Source organism: Aquimarina sp. MMG016 (assembly GCF_018100805.1).
Classification (GTDB): domain Bacteria; phylum Bacteroidota; class Bacteroidia; order Flavobacteriales; family Flavobacteriaceae; genus Aquimarina.
The window spans coordinates 133,104-156,136 of record NZ_JAGJEA010000010.1 but is presented as its reverse complement, the minus strand read 5'-3'; the positions used below and the strand labels follow the sequence as shown (position 1 = coordinate 156,136).

19 protein-coding genes are annotated in these 23,033 nt (G+C 32.9%); 16 read left to right on the top strand and 3 right to left on the bottom strand.

Annotation, left to right across the window (positions count from 1 at the left end; all coding sequences use genetic code 11):
- The first annotated feature begins 50 nt into the window (after positions 1-50).
- From J8M14_RS17425 to J8M14_RS17410, 4 genes are all read left to right on the top strand, one after another.
- Positions 51-521: a cyclic nucleotide-binding domain-containing protein gene (locus tag J8M14_RS17425; protein WP_211076094.1), complete on the top strand. Its 471-nt coding sequence runs from the start codon at positions 51-53 to the stop codon at positions 519-521.
- Between the two features lie 79 nt (positions 522-600).
- Positions 601-1,146: an NAD(P)H-dependent oxidoreductase gene (locus tag J8M14_RS17420; protein ID WP_211076093.1), complete on the top strand. Its 546-nt coding sequence runs from the start codon at positions 601-603 to the stop codon at positions 1,144-1,146.
- A gap of 6 nt (positions 1,147-1,152) precedes the next feature.
- Positions 1,153-1,611 (top strand): hypothetical protein, encoded by a 459-nt coding sequence (locus J8M14_RS17415; RefSeq protein ID WP_211076092.1) that lies wholly within the window; start codon positions 1,153-1,155, stop codon positions 1,609-1,611.
- 160 nt (positions 1,612-1,771) lie between these two features.
- Positions 1,772-3,124, top strand: a complete 1,353-nt coding sequence (locus J8M14_RS17410) for an alginate export family protein (RefSeq protein WP_211076091.1) — start codon at positions 1,772-1,774, stop codon at positions 3,122-3,124.
- Between the two features lie 530 nt (positions 3,125-3,654).
- Here J8M14_RS17410 and mog read toward each other — a convergent pair.
- The gene (gene mog, locus J8M14_RS17405; protein WP_211076090.1) at positions 3,655-4,182 is read right to left on the bottom strand and encodes a molybdopterin adenylyltransferase; all 528 of its coding nucleotides are present in this window, start codon (positions 4,180-4,182) and stop codon (positions 3,655-3,657) included.
- A gap of 148 nt (positions 4,183-4,330) precedes the next feature.
- Between mog and J8M14_RS17400 the strand changes: the two genes are divergently transcribed.
- From J8M14_RS17400 to J8M14_RS17365, 8 genes are all read left to right on the top strand, one after another.
- On the top strand, positions 4,331-5,044 hold the full coding sequence (locus tag J8M14_RS17400; RefSeq protein WP_211076089.1) for a hypothetical protein: 714 nt from the start codon (positions 4,331-4,333) through the stop codon (positions 5,042-5,044).
- Between the two features lie 47 nt (positions 5,045-5,091).
- Entirely contained in the window at positions 5,092-5,589 is a 498-nt protein-coding gene (locus J8M14_RS17395; protein ID WP_211076088.1) for a hypothetical protein, read from the top strand.
- A 7-nt stretch (positions 5,590-5,596) separates the two neighbouring features.
- The gene (locus J8M14_RS17390; protein ID WP_211076087.1) at positions 5,597-7,261 is read left to right on the top strand and encodes an alkaline phosphatase PhoX; all 1,665 of its coding nucleotides are present in this window, start codon (positions 5,597-5,599) and stop codon (positions 7,259-7,261) included.
- 626 nt (positions 7,262-7,887) lie between these two features.
- A complete protein-coding gene (locus tag J8M14_RS17385; RefSeq protein WP_211076086.1) occupies positions 7,888-8,409 on the top strand; it encodes a DinB family protein in 522 nt (173 codons plus the stop codon).
- Between the two features lie 401 nt (positions 8,410-8,810).
- Positions 8,811-9,284 carry a DinB family protein gene (locus tag J8M14_RS17380; RefSeq protein ID WP_211076085.1) on the top strand — a complete coding sequence of 158 codons (474 nt, stop codon included), beginning with the start codon at positions 8,811-8,813 and terminating at the stop codon, positions 9,282-9,284.
- Between the two features lie 107 nt (positions 9,285-9,391).
- Positions 9,392-11,542, top strand: a complete 2,151-nt coding sequence (locus J8M14_RS17375; RefSeq protein WP_211076084.1) for a molybdopterin-dependent oxidoreductase — start codon at positions 9,392-9,394, stop codon at positions 11,540-11,542.
- 59 nt (positions 11,543-11,601) lie between these two features.
- Entirely contained in the window at positions 11,602-12,339 is a 738-nt protein-coding gene (locus J8M14_RS17370) for a class I SAM-dependent methyltransferase (protein WP_211076083.1), read from the top strand.
- Between the two features lie 11 nt (positions 12,340-12,350).
- Positions 12,351-13,391: an MBL fold metallo-hydrolase gene (locus J8M14_RS17365; RefSeq protein ID WP_211076082.1), complete on the top strand. Its 1,041-nt coding sequence runs from the start codon at positions 12,351-12,353 to the stop codon at positions 13,389-13,391.
- A gap of 13 nt (positions 13,392-13,404) precedes the next feature.
- On the opposite strand, the gene J8M14_RS17360 is transcribed toward J8M14_RS17365, so the two are convergent.
- Positions 13,405-14,334, bottom strand: coding sequence for an alpha/beta hydrolase-fold protein (locus J8M14_RS17360; RefSeq protein WP_247672685.1), 930 nt, complete (start codon positions 14,332-14,334; stop codon positions 13,405-13,407).
- A 328-nt stretch (positions 14,335-14,662) separates the two neighbouring features.
- Entirely contained in the window at positions 14,663-16,003 is a 1,341-nt protein-coding gene (locus J8M14_RS17355) for a M28 family peptidase (RefSeq protein WP_211076081.1), read from the bottom strand.
- Positions 16,004-16,421: 418 nt separating this feature from the next.
- On the opposite strand from J8M14_RS17355, the gene J8M14_RS17350 reads away from it, so the two are divergent.
- Genes J8M14_RS17350 through J8M14_RS17335 form a run of 4 tightly spaced genes read left to right on the top strand, consistent with a single transcriptional unit; the run spans position 16,422 to position 23,022 of the window.
- Positions 16,422-17,171, top strand: a complete 750-nt coding sequence (locus tag J8M14_RS17350; protein ID WP_211076080.1) for a hypothetical protein — start codon at positions 16,422-16,424, stop codon at positions 17,169-17,171.
- Between the two features lie 4 nt (positions 17,172-17,175).
- A complete protein-coding gene (locus J8M14_RS17345; RefSeq protein ID WP_211076079.1) occupies positions 17,176-19,941 on the top strand; it encodes a carboxypeptidase-like regulatory domain-containing protein in 2,766 nt (921 codons plus the stop codon).
- A 6-nt stretch (positions 19,942-19,947) separates the two neighbouring features.
- The gene (locus J8M14_RS17340; protein WP_211076078.1) at positions 19,948-21,177 is read left to right on the top strand and encodes a DUF4249 domain-containing protein; all 1,230 of its coding nucleotides are present in this window, start codon (positions 19,948-19,950) and stop codon (positions 21,175-21,177) included.
- Positions 21,178-21,231: 54 nt separating this feature from the next.
- Positions 21,232-23,022, top strand: a complete 1,791-nt coding sequence (locus tag J8M14_RS17335; RefSeq protein WP_211076077.1) for a hypothetical protein — start codon at positions 21,232-21,234, stop codon at positions 23,020-23,022.
- Positions 23,023-23,033 lie beyond the last annotated feature (11 nt).

Sequence of the window (23,033 nt, the reverse complement as noted above, 5' to 3'; positions counted from 1 at the left end):
GTAGCAGACGGTTATACGAGACCGTGGTACGCCATTGAGAAATTAAAATTTTGAAAGAATTATTAATAAAAAAAGGAGAGATATTGCAACGAAGTGGTGAACTAAACACAAAAGTTTACCATGTCAAGTCTGGTTTACTAAGAAGCTATTCTATCGACAAAAACGGCAAAGAAAATATTTTCATGTTTGCTCCAGAGTCATGGGTGATAGCAGACAACTGTAACCCGGAATCACCTGCAGATCTATTTATAGATGCTTTAGAGGATTCAAAAATAATTGTTCTACAAAAGGACCTTGAAAGAGAAAGACAGAATGTAGTTGCTTTTACGAAAAGGTTAAACGCATTGCAAAAACGAGTTTTAATGCTAATCAGTACGAATGCCATTGAACGTTACGAATTTTTTGTTCAAACCTATCCTGACATAGCTCAGCGGGTACCTCAGCGAATGATCGCTTCATATATTGGTGTTAACCCTGAAACTTTGAGCGCTGCTAAGTCAAAACACCTACAAAAAAAATAGCTTTTTTCATTTCTTATGAAATCATAATGCAAAGCATTTTTGAATACTAGACATTTGTTTTTGAACAAAGTACGAATCAATGACTCAAAATGTTATTGCCTTTGGGGCTTCAAACAGTAAACAATCCATTAATAAGCAATTTGCTCAATTTACAGCTAACAAATTAAGAAATACAGAAGTAATTATTCTTGATCTAAATGATTTTGAATTACCTATTTATTCAATTGATTTAGAAAAAAAGTCAGGCATACCCGACAATGCAATTAGATTTTCAAAATTTATTAAAGAATCTGATGCCATAATCATTTCACTAGCAGAACATAATGGCCTTTACACCAGTGTGTTTAAAAATTTATTAGACTGGATTTCAAGGATTGATGGTGTGAATATCTGGAGTGACAAGGCTATGTTTCTTCTTTCTACCTCACCTGCTAAAAAAGAAAGAAACTATGTGATGAAAGTTTCTCTAGATCTATTTCCGGCTTTTGGAGCTAATATTATTGCCAGTTATATCTTACCCTCATTCAATCATTATTTCAAAGACAATCAAATAATAGAAAAAAATCATGCTCGAAAATTTGATTCAGAACTACGCAAATTTCAGGAACATATTAATCAAATATAATTTACTATGAATTACAAGACTTTTTTTAAAATCGCCACAGTACTATGGATCATTTGGGGTTTGGTGCACATGTTTGCAGGCATTATGACCATTTATTTTATAACGTCTGGTAACATAAGCGGAGCAGTAGGTGGAATAGCAGATGCTGTTGATCCTAATACCCTACAAATGGATTATCCAACTGCATCTGGGGCAATTATTGGTCAACATGGTTTCAATCTTCTTTGGGTAGGTACTGTGACACTTATTTGTGCATTTTATATCTGGAAAGGCAATAAGAATGCTATCTTCCTGGCAGCTATTGCCGGTGGTTTAACCGATTTAGGATACTTCATCTTTTTAGATTTAGGAGGTTTTGTACACTTTGTTCCGGGAACTGTCATGACCTTGGTCTCTTCAGCGGCTATTGTTTTAAGTTTTGTAGCTCACTTTAAAACCAAAATTTCGACAGATTCCAGTTCCTAAAAATGAGTTAATGAGATCAGTATTTAGTTTTTCTCTTAATACTGATCTTATTGATTTTAGGTTGTGTCATCTTTTCTGATTTATTCTCAACTGGCAAATTATCATGGTAAAAACTTTTAGTATATTCTTTATTATTACATTTTGTTTGCCTTATAACATCATGACACAAGAGGAAGAAAAGGAAACCCAAAAAGTACCTGCTATTAGCATTTTAAGAGCAGAGGAGTCATACATATATCTAGATTCAATAGAGAAAAATCTTTTTTTTCTGCAACCTCTTAAACTATTAACCATTAATAGGAAAAATAATATTTTTCTTACATTGGGTGGAGAATATCGTGCAAGAGTAGAACATTACACAAACGAGAATTATACTGACAGAGACCTGACATATTATTCTCAAAGAGTCAATTTACACGCCTCTTTAATGCTAGGTACTAAGTTTCGCCTTTTTGGCGAACTATACAGTGGTTACGTAACGGGTAATGAAAACTTATTTCTCGAATCTGATGAAATTGATGTTCATCAAGGTTTTTTGGAGTGGAAACCTATCAATTCTTCTGGCCTTAAGACAACCATCAGATTGGGAAGACAAGAAATTGGATATGGTGCTTCTCGTATTGTTGGCATAAGAGAAGGACCTAATATGAGAAGGACTTTTGATATGGTAAGAGTTATTGCTCAAAAAAACAGTTCGTCTATGGATCTGTTTTATGGAAAAGAAGTCAACATTTCTCCTTTCAGTTTTGACAATAAATCCAATATTTTTAAAGGTAATAAATCCAATCCTGTTTTTTGGGGAGCATACTATAGACGTCCTTTTTTAAGCGGTAAAGGTAAATTAGATTTTTACTACTTTGGCTTTTATGCTAACTCCTCCCGATTCAATGATGTTTTAGGTAAAGAAACTAGACATTCTATCGGGGTTAGATCATTTGGCACTAAAGGTCGATTATCCTACAATACCGAAATCATCATACAATGGGGCAAACTTGATAACAGTGATATTTTTGCTTATAACATAGAAACTGATTGGAAATACACGATTATCAAAAATGACTGGAAACCTAAACTAGGAATTAAAACGGACTGGTCAAGCGGTGACCAACATGTTGGAGATGGAAAAGTAGGAACATTTAATCCAATATTCGTCAATCCGGCGATTTACAGTCTTGCTGCGGTAAATACACCGGCAAATATCACAAGCCTGCATCCGAACTTCACTTTTTATCCTTTAAGAGATTTAACGATTTACTTGGATTACGCCTTCTTCTATAGAACTCAATCAAATGATGGTTTGTACACTCCGCCACGCTTTTTAACACGAGAAGCAAATGGAATTCGTACAAAACATGTTGGAGATGTATTTGGTTTGAAAGTATCATATGAGGTCAATCGCAATATTTCTTTTGATCTGCGGAGCTCTTATTTTATAGCTGGCGAATTTATTAAAGCGTCAGGCGATTCAGAAAATACTTTCTACATAGCTCCAACAATGAGTTTTAAATTCTAAGTTTCCCACTTAATGAATAAAAAAACAACATACATTATTATGATGAAAGCCAAGATTCATTTTTACACAAAAGTGTTTACAGCGAAAAAAATACAACGCACATCATTGATCTTTTAATCGAGAAGGGGTTTCGGTTAACGTTCAGAATTTATCCGGTTATACACCATTATCTCTTGCAGCCTATAGCGCTGACGTAAAAACATTAAACTATTTGTTAAATAACAAAAAAGTTGATGTATCTATCTCTATTAACCATCCAAAGAATCAATAATCAGTTATAAAAAAAATATAATTGACTTTATCTTAGTCAACTATAGTTTATCAAAAAATTAGATGCCTTATTATTCTAAATACATAATAAAGTAGAGATATTATCTAAATAAAAACGGTTTACAACAAAGATTTGTATGATGCATATGCACCCTTCGGGATACAAACCCAACATATAATAGATGTTGTATCCAATACTAACTAGGGAAATTATCTAAAACCTTCCCTTTTTTCATATAGGTTATCGACGAATTAGAATATCATTTAGGTCTAAATACTTTAATATTCTTTTCATTTGTATTCAAGATATATTCACCGATCAATTCCAAACAATATGGAATTGCTGGAAATACGGCTTGAATACATTCTCGTATTGATTTAGGCTTTCCAGGAAGATTTACAATTAATGTTTTATTACGTATACCCGCAGTTTGTCGAGACAATATAGCTGTTGGGACATAATTCAAACTTTCTTGTCTCATCAACTCTCCAAATCCTTGGAGTATTTTATGACACACTCTTTCAGTTGCTTCAGGCGTAACATCTCTTGGCGCAGGCCCAGTCCCTCCAGTTGTAAAGATGAGGCAGCAACTCTCTTTATCACTAAGCATTATTAGTTTTTGTTCGATAATATTTTGCTCATCAGGAATTATCTCGTATACAGCATTCCACTCTGAAGAGATATACTCATTTAAAACATTGATAATCTCCTTGCCAGATACGTCTTTATAAATCCCCTTACTAGCCCTATCTGAAACTGTAAGTATTCCAATCTTTATTAAGTTCATTGAGTTGTATTGATTCAGTTTTGCGACAATGATAAGAAGATATTAAATTAAAAGCAACAATGTTGCATTAATAAAATTATCTATTATATTTACACATAAAGAAGTATTAAAACTCACAAATATATTTCACTCTAAATTCAATAGTATTATGCTGCAAAGAAAATTCGACCAAGTTGTAAAAAAATATTTTCCTAATGCGATGGATGCAAAAGATACGTCTATTCATTATTTAGGGAAAATGCAAAATGATCACAAAATTGATGTTTCAAAAGTATTGATGGCGACATCTGTATGCTCAGATGATATCAACGTTCCTTCTACAACATTCTTTAATGTATTGTTTGGTCCATTTATTATGGGAGGATTAGGAGGCTTACCTTTTGCAGGGCAGACCGGTATGACTGCTTTTGCACATCACATTCCTGATGAAGGTAGTGCATTCATATTTTATGGCCCTCATATAGGACTTACCCTTGAAGGGGATTTGGGTAAAATGTATAGACCCCGTCAAGAGGAAACCGGTAACTCCTGCGGAGCACTCATGTTGGCATTAAGCCGGCTCAAAGATGATAATTACAAACCTATATTGAATGAAAATGACTATCAACAAATGAAACTTGAAGAAAGTTTGCTTCCTCACCGTAAACAAATATTGGATAGTGATCATCCTCAAAAAGCGATTACCGAGGCAACATACGAAATCATAGACAAAAAGGTTCACGAATATATTAAAACCTGTAAAGATGAATTCCATGTTGAAAAGGTAGCCCTTTTAGGAGGAATTATTATCAATACCGATTATGGATTAGATGATTATTTTGATACTAGAAACTTCGAAATTATTGATGTCAAAAATCTTTAATCTTACTCTTATTGATATCATTCATCTTTTTATCTATATTAAATATAATGCAGAAGCGCCTATATTTTATTTGCCCTACTGATCATCTTGAATCTGTTATAAATAAAGCTTTCAAACAAGAAAACTACTATTGTACCTCGTTGGGTAATTCTATTAGATTTACTTCAGAAATGGTAGGACAGATAAATGCTTTAATAACGACAAAAGAGATTAAAGAAATTACGTTTGTATTATCGAGTAACAATCACATCATTACAGATGCTTTAAAGAATCATGATTTCATGAATATAAGAGGGCTAGCTAATTTTTATAATGAAATTCATAAACAAAAGTTGCATTCTGAAGTATTATGGCAGACCAATCATCGTCAATTTTTAATTCTTTCATATTATTTAAATATGAAAATAAAAGAATTGCATTTTGAATTAAGTAATCTGTCATGTATTCCTGTCAAAATAAATGGTAAGATTTATAGTAGAGAAGAGAATGTTTTTAAGAATATATATTCTGATCTGATTTGTATAGAAAAGCATTACGTTAATTAAGAATGGTATGAAATACAATCGAAGAAAATTTATTTCTTTTATAGGAAAGGCTAGCTTGGGTACAATGATAACTCCACCTTTTTTAGTTGGCTGTGGTAATACCAGCAACCCTTCTGGCTTGAAGGAAGAATCTAAACAAAACCTTGACTCTCTAAAGCAACTAATACTAAAAGCTTTACCGGCATCTGATCAAGATGACTTACTGCTTACCAAAGGGTTGGATTATCACGTTATCATAAAATGGGGTGATAAAATCAACGACGAAGATACTTTTGGGTTTAATAATGATTTTACTTGCTTCATTCCTTTTGATGAAAACAACCCTAAAGATGGATTGTTATGGGTAAATCATGAATATATTAATCCGCTTTTTGTTTCTGACTATAATAAAAACCTGAAACAGCATCGTACTATAGAACAGATAAATAAAGAGATGTACAATGTTGGGGGAACGATCATTAGAATTAAAGAAGAAAATGGAAAGTGGAGCGTCGTAGAAAATGATCCTCATAATAGACGAATTACTGCTCAAACACCCATTCAATTAAACTGGGATAGTTCGATTAAAGAAACATCTACAGTTATGGGAACACTCAGTAATTGCTCAGGTGGTATTACACCTTGGAATACTTTTCTGACTTGTGAAGAAAACTATGATGCATTTTTTGGCGAGACCGTATACGATGAAAACAATGTAGCTACACATAAACCAAGTTGGTATGGTTGGGAAAATTTCTATGATTACCCTCCAGAACATTATGGTTGGGTGGTAGAAGTAAATCCAAAAGACGGAACAGCCCAAAAACATATTGCTTTAGGTAGATTTGCACACGAATGTTGTACACTGTATGAACTAAGTGATAAGAGAGTGGTTGCTTATACGGGAGATGACAAAAACAACGAACACTTGTATAAATTTATTTCTTCAGAACCTGGTTCTTTAAAAGAAGGAACGTTATATGTTGCAGATACCAATAAAGGGAAATGGCTAGCTTTGGATTGGGAAAATCAATCTGTTTTAAGAAATAAATTTAAAGATCAGACAGAGGTACTAATTAGAGCAAGAGAAGCTGCAAAACTATTGGGCGCAACTGAGTTAAATCGTCCTGAAGATATTGAAATTGATCCAATTACGGGAAATATATTGGTTTCATTAACTAACAACAAGAGTAAAAATGATTTTCATGGTTCAATTCTAAAAATTGAAGAAACCAATGGAGATTTCGATGCTTTGAGCTTTAAAGCTTCTACATATATGGCTGGCGGTGAAGAAAATGGATTCTCTTGCCCGGATAACTTAGCATTTGATTTATCCGGAAATCTCTGGATTACTTCAGATATTTCAGGAAGTAGTATGAATAAACGGGATAAACCTTACATGCCTTTCAAAAACAATAGTTTATTTGTAATTCCTAGATATGGCCAAGATGCAGGAAAAATAATCCGAGTTGCCTCTGCTCCCAGAGATGCAGAACTCACAGGTCCTTGGTTCTCTCCTGATGGAAAAACTTTATTTTTAAGTGTTCAACATCCTGGTGAACAAACTATGGATTTAAACAATCCCAATAGTACTTGGCCTTTTGATAAGGATAATATCCCAAAACCTGCAGTCGTGGCAATTACAGGTGATTTAATTGAAAAGATAAATAAACTAAAACAAATCGAAGGTTAACTTCTTAAGCAAAGAAAAGTTATAATATTTCACCCTAATTAATTTTGTGCCTCAAATGAGATTATGTAGGATCTAAAGTCATTTAATTTGGATTTGTATTGTAATTTGTATAAAAAAAACACTGGACAAACGGTGTATATGGAATCATAGCCTCCTTCGGGAAGCAAATGTATCATTCAAAGACCGTTCGTAAGAACAGAAGGCCATAATTCAATTAAAAAGCTGTTTAGCATCATTAGGGAAATAAACCGATTCAATAGAATACGGTTATAAAAAACAATTACGAATTTGGTTTCATTAATGGCATGGTAGTACAAAATTGCATATATTTACTACACATAAATAATTCATATTTTGAGAGTGATTTTGAAATTTATAGTAGCTTAATAATTAGCCATTAAACTCTAAGGCTAATAATTCTTTGTTCGGATATTCTTCCGAATGAATTTTCATTTAATCAATTTATTCGTGTGTTGTTTTATCGTTACTGATAACGGCTTTCTAGGTTTTTTAGCTTAGTTATTCATATGCTTTATCACTATAGATGACTAGCTCTGAATTAATAGGGTTTAGACCTACTATCACATACGAATCTTACACCAATTAAATATAAAATATAATTATTCGTGAAAAATCAAGAAGTTAAAAAGAACCCGGAATTTTTAGAGTACGTTTTGAAATTGAATGGAGGCATAGAACTTAATAAAGCATTACAAATAAGCCTGAATCAAATTAATGAATTAGATATAGCTCAATTAAACAGAATTGGCTTGAAAACTTATAAAGAAGGCAAATGGACAATTCATAAAATATTACAACATCTCATAGATTGGGAAAGAATTTGGTGTTTTAGAGCTATAATTTTTGCTCGAGGAGAGGGAACCGTTCCTGATGCGCATGACCAAGAAATAATGGGCGAAAATTCAAATACAGATGAACTGTCAATTGATCAGTTGATAAATGAACTTCGAATTGTACGCCAATCGACAATGATGATGTTTGAATCTTTCAATAAGAAAATACTTGAAACCAACTGTAAGTTTTTTGAATATGAAATGCCTTTGTACACAATTGGATTGACAATAACAGCACATCAAATCCATCATTTTAGTATAATAAAAGATAGATATATTCCTTTGTATGGATAAATGGTAAACTTCAAGTGCTTTTTTAGATTGTAGACAATAGCAGATAAAGGAATATATAAGCTTCCCCTAATTATTTGCCTGAATTTATTAGGATTGAAGTCAATAACCGTAACAAATAGCAAGATTTCTTGATTACAATTTGTATGTGTTTGATAAAGAAAGCAAGGTTGTCCATATTAACTTTTGAAAAAATACCTTGTATACATTATCAGTTTATAATGGTAGGGCTTTATTCAGTAATCCAACAAACAGAATAAGCTTGTGCGGTTACTCATTGCTTTATATTCAAAACCTTAGCTGTTTTTTATTAACTTAGTTCCTAATACTATGATCCCACGAGGTTGTTTTTATTAATTAAAGAACTATCAATGGTTGTAAACTGAATATATAATTTATAATACATGGAACGAACAAAACAAATTGCAGATCGATTTAGAGAAGTTATTTTGGATGGTAAATGGGTTGTAAATACTAATTATAAAGATCAGATAGTAAACTTATCCTGGAAACAAGCTACAAAAAAAGTAGGGTCTTTAAATACAATTGCAGCACTTACTTTTCATATCAATTATTACATAGCAGGTGTACTAAATGTTTTAGAAGGGGGAGCTCTGGAAATTAGAGATAAATATAGTTTTGATATGTCTCCTATTACATCACAGGAAGACTGGGAGAAACTATGCGGAACTCTTATGAGCAATTCGGAAAAATTTGCCGATTTAGTTGAATCTCTGCCAGATAAAAAACTGGATGAAGTATTTGTTGATCCTAAGTATGGAAGTTATGAAAGAAATATTGAAGCTATGATTGAGCATAGTTATTATCATTTAGGGCAGATTAGCTTAATCCATAAGATGTTGTTAGAAACCGATTGATAAATGATGAAAGTATTGGAGATATTATCTGGATTACGATTAGCATAATATAAATTATGTGAATACATATGTAAATATGATTTCATTAATAAATACCAACACAAATCATGTCAGAAACAATAAAATACCGTACGTGTCACTTATGTGAGGCAATGTGCGGCTTAGAGATTGAGGTAAAGAATAATGAAGTAATCGCTATTAAAGGGCATAAAGAAGATGTTTATAGCCGTGGACATATTTGTCCTAAAGGAGTAGCGCTTAAAGATTTGCACAATGATCCAAACCGATTAAAACGACCTGTAAAAAAAACAGCGGAAGGTTGGCAAACAATATCTTGGGAAGAAGCCTTTGATATAGCAGAGCAATCTTTTAAAAAAATCCGAAAAAAATATGGTAATGATGCAATTGGTACCTATACCGGAAATCCTACAGTTCATAATACAGGTACCGCAATAACATTATACGACACGATCAATGCTTTGAATACCCGAAATCGTTTTGCATCCCATAGCCTGGATTCTGTTCCTGTTTTTTTAGTAAATCAAATGATGTTTGGCCATGCAATGATGGCTCCAATTCCGGATATAGATCATTTGGACTACCTGCTTATTATTGGAGCTAACCCTATGGCATCTAACGGTAGTTTTATGTCTACACCTAATATTAGAGAAAAAATAAAGGCTATCCAGGAAAAGGGTGGGAAAGTGGTGGTTATTGATCCTCGTAAAACAGAAACGGCGGATAAAGCTAGTGCACATTATTTTATTCACCCTGAAAAAGATGTGTTGCTACTATTATCAATTATAAATGAATTGGTATTACGTAATGCAATCCCGAATTCTAAAGCGCTTTCACTGGCAGATCATTTAGATGAACTAAAAGAAATGGTTCAGCCATATACCAAAGAAGTAGTTGCTCCTATGACTGGTATGAGCACTGAACAAATAAAAAATGTTGTAGATGATCTCATAAAATACCCTCATAGTGTGGTTTATGGAAGATTAGGCGTCAATACTCAATCTTATGGTACGCTATGCCAATGGCTAATTACTAGTATTAATATTTTGCTTGGGCAATTAGATATAAAAGGAGGGCTCCAGTTTACTTTACCAGCTATTGATTATGTGACTTTAATGGCACATGAGTCAAAAATGTTTCGTTATAGTAGCAGAGTTAAATCTTACAAAGAGATTGTTGGCGAATTTCCAACCGCTACATTAGCGGATGAGATATTGACTAAAGGGAAAAATCAAATCCGGGGCTTTATCAGTATTGCCGGAAATCCTGCTCGTTCTGCACCTAATTCACAATTGGTAGAAAAAGCATTGGCTGATCTGGAATTTATGTTGGCAATTGATATGTATGTAAATGAGACGACACAGTATGCAGATCTTATTATGCCTCCTGGAGTAGGGTTGGAAACTATGCATTACTCCTTTGTACTTCATATGATCGCGACCCGTAATACGACTAAGTTTAGTCCAGCTCCTTTACCAATTTCTAAGGATCAACGCTATGATTGGCAAATTATGGGCGAGTTACAACGACGTTTGTTTACGGGTAACCTATTTCAGAGAATAAAGAGCAATATTATGTCTAGGATTCATCCTAAAACGAAATTAGATTTAGCTTTAAAAACTGGTCCTTATGGAGTATGGGGCGGTCGCTTTTTGCGAAAAGATGGGTTAAGTTTAAAACGTTTAGAGAAGCATCCTGGAGGCATAGAATTATCAGAATTAAGCTCGGTTTTACCCAAGCGATTATTCACCAAAAACAAACGTATTGAATTGATGCCAGAAATTTTTGTTAAAGAAATGGAAAAAGTAAAAGAGCTTTTAATTCCAGAAAAAGTGGAGCAATATCCACTAAAACTAATTGGGCGAAGACATTTACGCAGTAACAATTCCTGGATGCATAACTTACCGGTTTTAGAAGGAGGTTCTAGAACCTGTACCATGATGATACATCCTGATGATGCCACAACTCATGGAATCCAACCGGAAGAGGTGGTAGAAGTATATTCTGAATTCGGTTCCATCTCTATTGAAGCAGAAGTCACTACAAATATTATGCAGGGCACCATTAGTATTCCGCACGGTTGGGGGCATGATAGTGAAGGTGTACAAATGCAAACTGCAAAACGCAATGCCGGAGCTAATATTAATCAACTCATGGATCATGATCGATTAGACCCATTGTCTTATAATATGGCATTTAATGGTCACCCGGTAGCAGTTAGGAAAATAGAATCTGTATAAACAACTTTCTGTAGAAAAAATAATTATGATTTATTAAAAATAAACCTATAAATAAGGAGATGGGAAAGTTATATTCTGATTTAGCTGTAGTTTATGAAGCAATGTATGCGACCTTTATTGACTATTTAGAGGAGTACAATTTTTATAGTAAAATCATTAATAGATATAATAAAAAGAATCTTTTGGAGATCGGAAGCGGAACAGGTAATCTAGCTTCATATTTTGTCAAAAAAAGTTTTGATTATCAAGGGTTAGATTTTAGCAAAGAAATGATTGCTATAGCAAAGGCTAAAGTTCCTAACTGTAAATTTATTGAGGGTGATATGCGGAATTTTAAGCTAGAAAAACCTATTCAGAGTATTATCATGACTGGTAGAACGATTAGTTATCTAGTAACCAATGAAGATGTGAAATCAACTTTTTTAACGGTAAATAAAAATTTAGAAAAAGGAGGGGTTTTTTGCTTTGATTTCATAGATGCTTATCGGTTTATACCTGAAATTTTTAATGAAAAAAGGATTACACATAAAGCAACTTATAACAATATAAATTACATGCGGAAAAGTATTTGGGAGTTGAACTTAGAATCTGGAATGGATGTTCAATGGACTTCAAAATACTATAAAGAAGTAAAAAATGAATGGATAGAAATAGGTGAAGACCATGCTAATGTTCGGACTTTTCTAAAAAGTGAACTAGAGATTTTTCTAACCATCAATGGTTTTGCAATCAAAGATATTATTGAAAGAAAATCTTACTTTTTCCCTACATATGTTATTGTTGCAGAGAAAAAATAATTTACAGATATATGAGAAAACAATTTGGTGGAAGAATTACTAAGGCACATATAGAGAAATATAGCCAATCTAGGAATTGGGATGGTAAGAAATTTGTGAACCTGGAAGAAACTACGATGGATATTAATATTCAGAAATTACCGAAATTATTATATAAACAGTTTTGCGAAAAAGAAAACAGAGAACCCAAAGAAAAACTTCCCATTATTCAATTCGATAAAGATGAATTTTTGAATCAATCTGAAGGAGCTAAATTTATTTGGTATGGACATTCGGTAGTATTAATGAGAATAAATGATCAGACGATTTTAATAGACCCTATGTTAGGAGGTAACGCTGCTCCTGTTTCTCCTTTTGCTATGAATAGGTTTAGTGAAGATACCTTAGATTTGATTCATGATTTTCCTGAAATCGATATATTGTTGCTTACTCATGATCATTATGATCATTTAGATTATGATAGTATTCAACTACTTAAATCTAAAACAAAAAAATACGCGGTTGCAATGGGTGTAGCTCGTCATTTGGTGAAATGGGGAATTCCGCAAGATGATATTGTGGAATTCGATTGGTGGGATGATATGAGTTTTGGAGATATCAAAATTACTTTTACACCGACTCGTCATTTTTCTGGACGTGGATTGACCGATCGAGCAAAATCACTTTGGGGTGGTTGGGTGTTTAAAACATCAAAAGAGAATATTTGGTTTAGTGGGGATGGTGGTTATGGAGAACATTTTAAAGAAATAGGAGAGAAGTTAGGACCGTTTGATTTTGCATTTTTAGAATGTGGGCAATACAATGAAAACTGGCATCAGATACATATGTACCCTGAAGAATGTATACAAGCTAATTTAGATACAAAAGCACAAATAATAATGCCTGTCCACTGGTGTGGTTTTGCGCTAGCACAACATTCTTGGAAAGAACCAGTAGAACGGTTTGTTACAGAAAGTAAAAGAATGAATATGCCATATATGACCCCTAAATTAGGGCAGCTTATCACTATAAACAAGATACCGGAAAATGTTTCGTGGTGGAAAGAATATTAATTTGCTAAATTCTTTATTTCAAAAGAAACTCCAGAGGGATATGAATTCTGGCATTCCAACTCTTTTCATCATGAGAAGCTCCTTCAAATTTTTTAGTAACCCAGTTATTTCCTTTAACATATCCTTTAGCAACCATCATTTCATCTACCTTTATTTGAAAGGGTTCATATTGAGCATCTAAAGTTTTTGTTCCGAAGTCAAAATATATTTTATGCGTACTTGGATCAGGAAGAGTAGCTGGTAGCGTATTCATATAGGCTTCTCCTAATATTTGAATTGGCCAATGTGTAGATACGCAACCTGCAGCTCCAAATACTTCTGGATATTTACATATAGCGTATAAAGAGATTAACCCTCCCATAGAAGATCCCATTACTGCAGTATCCTCTGTTTTAGTAGATACATTATAAGTTTTGTCAATGAATGGTTTTAACTCTTCTACTAAAAACTTAAGATATTCATCAGAAAATAGAGAGTCAAAACCAGTGAACTCTTTTAACCCTTTTTTTGCCTCAGCATTCTCAGTAGCTTCAGCAGGAGCTTTTGGCATATATTCAGAAAAGCGTTTTTTTCCATTATTCCAGGCAGCGACAACGATAGTGTTTTTGATTTTATCACCTTTAATTAAACTGTCCACTGCTTCATCCACACCCCAATCAATACCTGTATAAGATGTTTTAGGATTAAATACATTTTGCCCATCGTGCATATATAATACTTTGTATTTTTCCGGAGAAGCGGCTTCATATCCTGTAGGTAAAAAGACTTCTACATTACGCGCATCCACATATTTTGATGGAAAATTTTCGTGTAGTACAATTTTATGCCCTTCAATAGTTGAGCTTGGCGTGATTACCTCGGCGGTCTTACTTGTTTTAGCTTGTTGATTACATGAAAACAACATAGGAATAATAAGGACTAAAACGTATTTATATATATGCATAACTATAATTTATATTACCCTAAAAGTAGGTAAATAATTGAATATTGTATCTTTTATGAATGAGATTTTAGATTATTTTCATAAAAACAATAACCCATAATGAGTATAAAAAAATCAAGAAAAGATGTAAACTATATTGGCGTATTATTTTCTTCATAGGCGATCTGTATAAGGGGAATGAAGCTTTGGTATAAAGTAGGTTTTGTTAGAATATTGAAATATAGTTATTTATGAGCTTTTAAAGCGTTGGCGAAATTACAAGAAACAAAGATTCCATAAATAGAAGCTGTTATTAAGGTTGTGTTAAAATTACTGGTGTAAAACCAAATTATTTCCTAAATATTCCTGTAGGAAACGCAACTGGGCTTTCGTGTCCGTTTTTACTAACAGTTGCAATTCCGAATAAATAGTTGTCAATTACAATTCCTTTCAGGACAAAATTATTAACATCACCCACAAATCTGCTGTGATCCCAGGTTGGAGAAGTAGTGTCACGCCAATATATTTTATATCCTGCTATGTTTTGATCCTTAACTTTCTTCCATCTGAATTTTGCCGAAGGTTCTACGATACCTCCAATTTCTAGCTCAGTCACAGTCGGTGGTGCCCAGGCAATACTGGCCATATTGATAGCATTTACTGCGGTGAGCTTTGCAGCATAGTCAAAGTTAACGTGTTCCACAACATCACCATATTTGATTCCGTTTTCTTCTCTAATATCCTGATGCTGCTGAGTATAATTTTCATGGGCTTCCATAATTCGAATACCGGCAAAACCAGCATCATTAAATGGTCTATGATGCCCACCACGGCCAAAACGATCTAATCGGTATACTAACATCGGGTTCATCTCAGGCATATAGGTTTTAGTAGTTTTATGAACATATCTGGCTAATTGTCTGGAGATACCGTCTACCTCTCCTCCATAAAAGCGTCTTCCTCTTCTTTGGCTATCAGTCTCGGTTGGAGGAACAGGTTCTGAGAATATTCTGAAGGTTCTGTTATCAATTACACCATCAACACCTTTGATATTACCTATCATATCATTGTTCATCACCCCAATGATATTCCAGTTATTTTCTTTGGCATATTTTGCTAATCCTTGTCCACCGAATAATCCTTGTTCTTCTCCTGATAATCCAACATAGATAATACTGCTTTCGAACTGATATTTGGATAATACTCTGGCAGCTTCAATAGCTCCAGCCATACCACTAGCATTATCATTAGCACCCGGAGAATCATCGGTATAGTTTGTTGGATCAGTAATACGAGAATCAATATCACCGCTCATGATTATAAAACGATTTGGATACTTTGTTCCTCTCTGAATTGCAACTACATTTACTACCCAAACGTCTTTTACAATTCGTTGATTAGCACCTTTTTTTACTAGATCTTTTTGATAAAAAACTTCCAGGCAATTATTACAGTTTGCTGAGATTTTATCGAATTCTGATTTGATCCATCTTCTGGCAGCACCAATCCCTCTGGTTTTAGACACAGTATCACTTAGCGTATGACGAGTACCAAAATCCGCTAACGTTTTAATATCTTTTTCTATACGTTCAGCAGAAACAGCATCAATAATATTATATATTCTTTGATCAGTCTGGGCTATTAAAATTGTAGATAGTAAAAGTAAAGCAGAGGTAAAAAATGTTTTCATCTGTATGATTTTGATCGCCTAATTTAGATAAAAGAGACAAAGTAGTAAGGTATCTTAACAAATTTATAAGACGATGTATCACAGAATATTTTTGAAACAAAAATCAATTTATCAGATTTAGATTTGTTATTGTTGCTAGAAATCGAGTGTTATATAATATTTTAACTATTACTTATTAACACGAAAACGTTGTAGTACAATCAGTGAATGGTCTAGCTATATAATTCCTTATATATTCGATAAAATAAATCATACTAGTAAATAGTAAGGAATACATTAAGAATACTATGTCCCCGGTTTTCTTAACTGATTTATAGGAAAGCGACACCCCACCAAGTAAAAGTTTTATTCTTCATGAATCTTGTTTTATACAATGTATTTATGAACGGTATAATGCTTGTAAATAGACCTTTAAAGTATGAGAAAAACTAAAAAAGCTAAAATGTTATTGTTATTTCTTTGTTTACCCCTTCTTTTTTTTGGGCAACAAAAAAATGAAAGTGAATATTATAATTGGTTTGACACTATTATAGGAAAAGAGCATACCGGTTTATATAATGGTAAACAGTATGTAGATCTGGACATAAATAAAATACTTAACAATAAACATGCTTTTTTCTTTTCTGATGAAGTATTAACAGGATCTGTTATTTATGATGGACAACCATACTATAATGTAGGAATAAAATACAATTTGGAACAAGATAAACTTCTAATAGCCTTAAAACCTGGTTCCTCTGCTTCGGTAATGCAATTAATATATGATAAAGTAGAAGAGTTTACTATTAATGATTACAGGTTTATAAGAGTTGAAAACATTGATAAGAAAAATTATACTAATGGATTCCATCAGGTTCTTTTGGATGATAATGAAATTTTGTTATTAAAAAAACATACGAAGTCAAAAATTAAAAGTGCAGATGATCTTGAAGGTAATAAGCAGTATTATGAATATAGAAGCAAAAGTAAATATGTACTTTATTTTGACCAAGACTATAAAGGGGATATAAAATCTAAAACTGATATTATTACCATTTTTCCCGAATTAAAAAAAGAGATTAAGCAGTTTTATAAAGCACATAAACTACTAAGACGAAAGAACCCTGATGCCTTTATGAAAAAAATATTTGCTGAGATAATTAACCCATCATCAAAAAATGAATCATAGTACTATGAAGAGATATCTCATTATTGTTTTTTTATTTTGTTTTAAGGTTATAAATGCTCAAGAGACTGAGACACAATTTTCCATTTCTTACGATGCTTTAGATTTAAAATCTGTACTATTGAAGATAGAAGAACAAACGGATTATAAATTCTTTTTTCAGGATTCTTGGGTAAAAGAATATACTTCAATGTCTGGTACTTATGAAAGCACAGATATTAAGGCGTTACTTCAAGATCTTTTTAACAATACAGTTATTAACTTTTATATTACCGATGATAAACGAGTAATTCTTACTCCAAATACTATTATTTATGATAATTTACCAAAAGGTTTTTTTGGAAAAGAACCTAATGATACAATAGTAAAAGAACGTTTATCAAGAAAAGCAGTTTCTCCGGTCTTTAGAAATCCACCAAGATCATCAAATCAAAAAATTGAGACTATAACTATCGGTAAAGCATTGAAGAATACTTCTAGGCGTAATTTCACCTTATCCGGATATATAAAAAACCAGCAAACCGGGAAGCCTGTCCCAAATGTTCTAATAGTAGTTAACGGAGAAAATATTGGAGAGGAAAGTAATACCGATGGTTTTTATGAAGTTCAATTACCTATTGGATCTAATCTCATAGAGATGAATTCTATGGGAATGGAGAATATAAAAAAACGTGTTGTTATTTATAATGATGGAAGCTTAAATATCAATCTTAATGAAAGTATAGAGCTTTTGGATGAAATATTACTAGAAACTGAGATTAATAAAAATGTAGAAGAAGTAGTTACTAAAACAGAAGTGGATGTTGAGGAGTCTAAGAATATTCCATTAGCGTTAGGGGAGCGAGATGTGCTTAAAGTAGCGACAGCATTACCTGGTATTACTACGGCCGGCGAAGGAGCAACGGGTTATAATGTAAGAGGAGGTAAGTCTGATCAAAACCTGATATTATTGGATGATGCTGTTGTTTATAATCCGCAACATTTTTTCGGAATTTTTTCAGCGCTTAACCCTTTTGCCTTAGGTGATGTAAGCATATATAAAAATGGAATTCCGGCAGCTTTTGGAGGGAGGCTATCTTCCGTTTTTGATCTTAAAACCAAAGATGCCAGTGTAGATAAATTTAAAGGAGAAGGATCTATTGGCCCGGTAACGGGTAATCTACTTCTGGAGACTCCTGTAGTTAAAGAAAAATCCGGTTTGATGATAGGAGGTAGAGGCGCGTATGCTAATTGGATTTTAAGCTCCTTAGATGAAGAATCTTTGAATGATAGTGAAGCTTCTTTTTATGATGTTGTAGCTAAGTATAATCATCAGATTGGTAAAAATTCTAAACTTGAAGCTACAGCATATTGGAGTAGAGACGACTTTAGCATTACCTCAGATTCTTTATATGTGTATGGAAACAGAGCCTTATCGTTAGGATGGAATTATAGATTTAATGATAAAAACTCAGGAAAGTTATCTTTATCTAATAGTCAATATAATTTTGATATTGAGTTTGATGGAGATTCTGATGATGATTTTGAATTAGGTTATCGTATAGATGAAACAGAATTAAAACTTAGGTTTAAATACTTGTATAGTGATAGAATTAAGTTTGATTATGGAATATCTAGTAAATTATATAATGTCCGCCCTGGAAATATTAAACCTTTAGGAGCAGAGTCTGTAGTTACTCCTTTAGAAATAGAAAAAGAAAAAGGATTAGAATCGGCGGCGTTTTTAGCTGCAGAAATAGATCTAACTAAAAAAATAACCCTGGATGCTGGTATTAGATATTCTATGTTTAATGCATTAGGTCCTGGGAATCAAAATGTATATCAAGAAGGAGTTCCCAGAGATGAAGGTACAGTAAGAGAAACTATAAACTTTGATAATAACGAAAACATAAAAACCTATGGTGGACCGGAATTTAGGCTCTCAGGTAGATATTTGTTAGGAGAAGACTTTTCTTTAAAAGCTGCCTACAATAAAACTTTTCAGTATATCCATATTTTATCCAATAATACTACGGTATCTCCTATAGATACTTGGAAGATTTCTGATCTTAATATAAAACCTCAAAGTTCTCAGCAATATTCTATTGGATTGTATAAGAATTTTGATAACGCCGCTTATGAACTAAGCCTGGAAGGTTTTTATAAACGTTCAAAAAATATTCTGGATTTTAAAACAGGAGCAGAGGTATTACTTAATGAGAATATAGAAACAGAAGTATTACAAGGAAACGGAAAATCATATGGAGTAGAATTTCTATTAAAGAAGCAAAAAGGAAAACTATACGGTTGGTTAGGGTATACATACTCTCGTTCTTTCCTTCAATTAGATAGTCAATTTAATGAAGAACGTGTGAATAACGGAGATTTTTTTCCATCAAATTTTGATAAACCTCACGATTTTAGTTTAGTTGCCAATTATAAATTGACTAAGCGATTTAGTTTAGCAACTAATTTTGTGTATCAGACAGGAAGACCAGTTACCGTTCCTGTAGGGAGTTTTACTTTTGACGGATCAGAGTTTGCCGTCTTTAGTAATAGAAATGAATTTAGGATACCGGACTTTTATAGGCTGGATATAGGATTAAACATAGAAGGAAACCATAAACGAAAGAAATTAGCACATAGTTTTGTAACTATTTCTGTTTATAACGTATTAGGAAGAAACAACCCCTTTTCGGTATTTTTTGTAACCGAAAATGGTGAAGTTAAAGGGTATAAAAGTTCAATATTTTCGGTACCTGTTCCATCAATTACCTACAACTTTAAATTCTAAAAGATTATGAATCTTTATATGATGATATCAATGCATAAGGGAATAAGCCAGCGATTGTTGGCGATATTATTTTTGATCATAGTATCTGGTTGTGTCGAACCTTTTGAGATCGAAACTAATAATTTCGAAAGTATATTAGTAATTAATACAACAATTACTGATGAAATGAAGAATCAACAGATATTGTTATCCAGAACTTTTAAAGCTGAAGAAGAAATAGATTCCAGAGAAAGAAATGCAAGTGTCATTATTAGAGATAATAATGGTATTGAATATAATTTTGAGGAGGTAGATCCAGGTAAATATATTTCAGAACAGGAGTTTAGTGCTGTTCCGGGACGAGAGTATCAGTTATTTATTAATACTCAGGATGGGCGGTCATACATTTCTGATAAAGCTATTTTACCTCAGCAAACATCAATAGAAAATGTATATCCAGTACGAATGTTTAATAATAATGGAGAGGAAGGTGTTGGAATCCTTGTGGATAGTTTTGATCCTACAGGTAATTCAGTTTATTATCGCTATGAATATGAGGAATCCTATAGGATAAGAGCTCCTTTTTGGGTTCCTGTAGATTTAAACTCGGTTTCTTTTGATGTTGTGTTTGATTTTGAGTTTTCCGAAAGATCAGAACGTCAACGAATTTGTTATAATAATGGTTTTTCTAGTAACATCAATGTAACTAATACGACAGCTGTTGCAGAAGATAGGGTAACAGGTCATCAAGTTAGATTTATTGATGCATTGGATATTAGGGTAGCTGATCGTTATAGTATTTTGGTTAGACAATTTGTTCAGTCCAGAGAAGCAAATGGCTTTTATCAGACATTGGCAAGTTTTTCTGAATCCGAAAGTTTGTTTTCTCAGGTGCAACCCGGATTTATAAATGGTAACATTGTTTCAGCAATTGATTCTAATGAAAGAGTGTTAGGATTTTTTAATGTTTCTTCTGTATCTACTAAAAGAATATTTTTTAATCGCGAGGATATTATTGGTGATCTACCAAGATTTAATCCCGGATGCGATAGAATATCTCCAATTCCTGAGCCTGATGAAAGCTTTGAAGAGTTTGCAGGACGATTACAAGCCTTGATAAATACCGGAAGAGTCAAGTTTTTAGAAGAAAACAGAATGCCCGTATCAGGAGAAGGACCTCTCGTTTTTATGGATCGTCCTTGTGGAGATTGTACCGCTTTTGGAAGAAGTGATCCTCCAGCATTTTGGGTTGATTAAGTTCTGTTTTAGTACTTATTTATTGAATTATATGACTTTTAAAAAAATATCTCAGTGAACATAAAATCTTTAGTATACAGTCTATTTATTCTTACTTCAATATTGCAGGCACAAAGACAATCTGTTTTAAATAATGCTGAAGAATTATCAGGCTATAATCAGATTCCTCAAGAAAAAGTATATATACATTATAATACAACAGTATTATTTGCAGGTGAGTATTTACATTATAGTGTGTTTTGTTTTAATACCGTTGATAATGCTATAAGTAATATTAGTAAGATTGCATATGTCGAGTTGGTTAATGAGAAAGGAAAGGCTGTTTTTAAGCATAAGATAAAATTGGAGAAAGGTTTAGGTCAAGGAGATTTCTTCCTTCCTGTAGCAGTCCCTTCTGGTAATTATAAGCTAATTGGGTATACCCAATGGATGCTTAATGCGGATAATAACTTTTTTTATGGAGATATCAGTATAATAAATCCTTATCAAGGAGATCAAAAAGAAATTCTTTCTGCTCAGCAGCCCTTGGATTCTATAACTGAATCCAGTTTAGTATCTACACAAACTAATCCATTAGAAAATGCAAGTATCAGTGAGAGTAATGGAATTAAATTATCCATAAACGCTAAAGTTTTTCAAAAGAGAAGCCATGTGGTATTGACTATGGGGCAAACCAATTCTTCTAATAGATCGGGTAGCTATTCGGTTTCTGTTAGAAAAAAGAATGCTTTTAATACTGCCAAATCAATTACAGCAAAAGATTTTTCTGAATTGTATGCTACAGATAAAAAAAGTGGACCCAAAAGCTTAGGTGCATCTGTTTTTTTACCTGAAATGCGAGGAGAACTACTTTATGGTAGAGTTATACCTAAACAAACAGACCTAAAAGAAAAGCTGGTTAATGTCTCATTGTCCATACCAGGTAAAACTAATGATGTAAAAGTTGTATCTACTGATGAAAAAGGTGTTTTTGTTTTTAATATAGATAAGGTTTATAAAAGCAATGAAGTCATACTACAGGTATTGGGAGAACAAAGAGATAAGTATACGATAACACTTAGTGAGGCTCCGGAAGCGAACTATCCTAAAATGGAGTTCTATAAATTTAAGATTACAAGAGCAGTAGAGAAAGATATTGTTAATCGAAGTGTTTCTAATCAGGTAGAGAATAGTTTTTTTAATATAAAACCAGATACGATTCAGGAACCCAAAGAAGGGATCTCTTTTTATGGTAGTAAGTTAGAGACATATCTTCTGGACGATTATACCAGGTTTTCAACAGTAAAAGAAACTATTGTAGAAGTAGTGAATGGGGTGTTTACAAGAAGAAATAATGCAGGAGAGAAAGTATTTGCTATACGTGGATACTATCCAACTCAGGAGAATTATGATTTTGTGCCGCTTCTTATTGTTGATGGTGTTGTTGTACAAGAACATGAGGATATCATTAATTATGATGCCCGAAAAGTAAAAAGTATCAGTTTTATCAGAGATCGTTATTTCTTAGGGACTAAAGTTTTTGAAGGCATCCTTATTTTGGAAACTATCGATGAGGATTATACTGAGACATTGAATAAGTCTTATATTCTGAAAAAAGAATTGATACGCCCTCAATTACAAAAAAAGCACTATAGACAACAATATACTGCAGAAAGTAAGGCCTATGATCGTATTCCTGATTATAGATATCAATTATTATGGAAACCAAACATTACTATTGAAAAGCAAAAAACTACTCATAAGTTTTTTACATCAGATATTACAGGAGATTTTGAGATATGTATAGAGGGGTTCGAAAATGACGGAACCCCTATTTCTATAAAAGAATATTTTACGGTAGAATAGCTGTTATATTA

Bases quoted from the DNA above. Each gene is read 5' to 3' on its own strand.
- J8M14_RS17370 (WP_211076083.1), top strand. From the start codon at position 11,602: ATGGGAAAGTTATATTCTGATTTAGCTGTAGTTTATGAAGCAATGTAT.
- J8M14_RS17375 (WP_211076084.1), top strand. From the start codon at position 9,392: ATGTCAGAAACAATAAAATACCGTACGTGTCACTTATGTGAGGCAATG.
- J8M14_RS17350 (WP_211076080.1), top strand. From the start codon at position 16,422: ATGAGAAAAACTAAAAAAGCTAAAATGTTATTGTTATTTCTTTGTTTA.
- J8M14_RS17400 (WP_211076089.1), top strand. From the start codon at position 4,331: ATGCTGCAAAGAAAATTCGACCAAGTTGTAAAAAAATATTTTCCTAAT.
- J8M14_RS17415 (WP_211076092.1), top strand. From the start codon at position 1,153: ATGAATTACAAGACTTTTTTTAAAATCGCCACAGTACTATGGATCATT.
- J8M14_RS17380 (WP_211076085.1), top strand. From the start codon at position 8,811: ATGGAACGAACAAAACAAATTGCAGATCGATTTAGAGAAGTTATTTTG.
- J8M14_RS17420 (WP_211076093.1), top strand. From the start codon at position 601: ATGACTCAAAATGTTATTGCCTTTGGGGCTTCAAACAGTAAACAATCC.
- J8M14_RS17360 (WP_247672685.1), bottom strand. From the start codon at position 14,334: ATGCATATATATAAATACGTTTTAGTCCTTATTATTCCTATGTTGTTT.
- J8M14_RS17390 (WP_211076087.1), top strand. From the start codon at position 5,597: ATGAAATACAATCGAAGAAAATTTATTTCTTTTATAGGAAAGGCTAGC.
- J8M14_RS17340 (WP_211076078.1), top strand. From the start codon at position 19,948: ATGAATCTTTATATGATGATATCAATGCATAAGGGAATAAGCCAGCGA.
- J8M14_RS17345 (WP_211076079.1), top strand. From the start codon at position 17,176: ATGAAGAGATATCTCATTATTGTTTTTTTATTTTGTTTTAAGGTTATA.
- J8M14_RS17395 (WP_211076088.1), top strand. From the start codon at position 5,092: ATGCAGAAGCGCCTATATTTTATTTGCCCTACTGATCATCTTGAATCT.
- J8M14_RS17355 (WP_211076081.1), bottom strand. From the start codon at position 16,003: ATGAAAACATTTTTTACCTCTGCTTTACTTTTACTATCTACAATTTTA.
- J8M14_RS17410 (WP_211076091.1), top strand. From the start codon at position 1,772: ATGACACAAGAGGAAGAAAAGGAAACCCAAAAAGTACCTGCTATTAGC.
- J8M14_RS17365 (WP_211076082.1), top strand. From the start codon at position 12,351: ATGAGAAAACAATTTGGTGGAAGAATTACTAAGGCACATATAGAGAAA.
- mog (WP_211076090.1), bottom strand. From the start codon at position 4,182: ATGAACTTAATAAAGATTGGAATACTTACAGTTTCAGATAGGGCTAGT.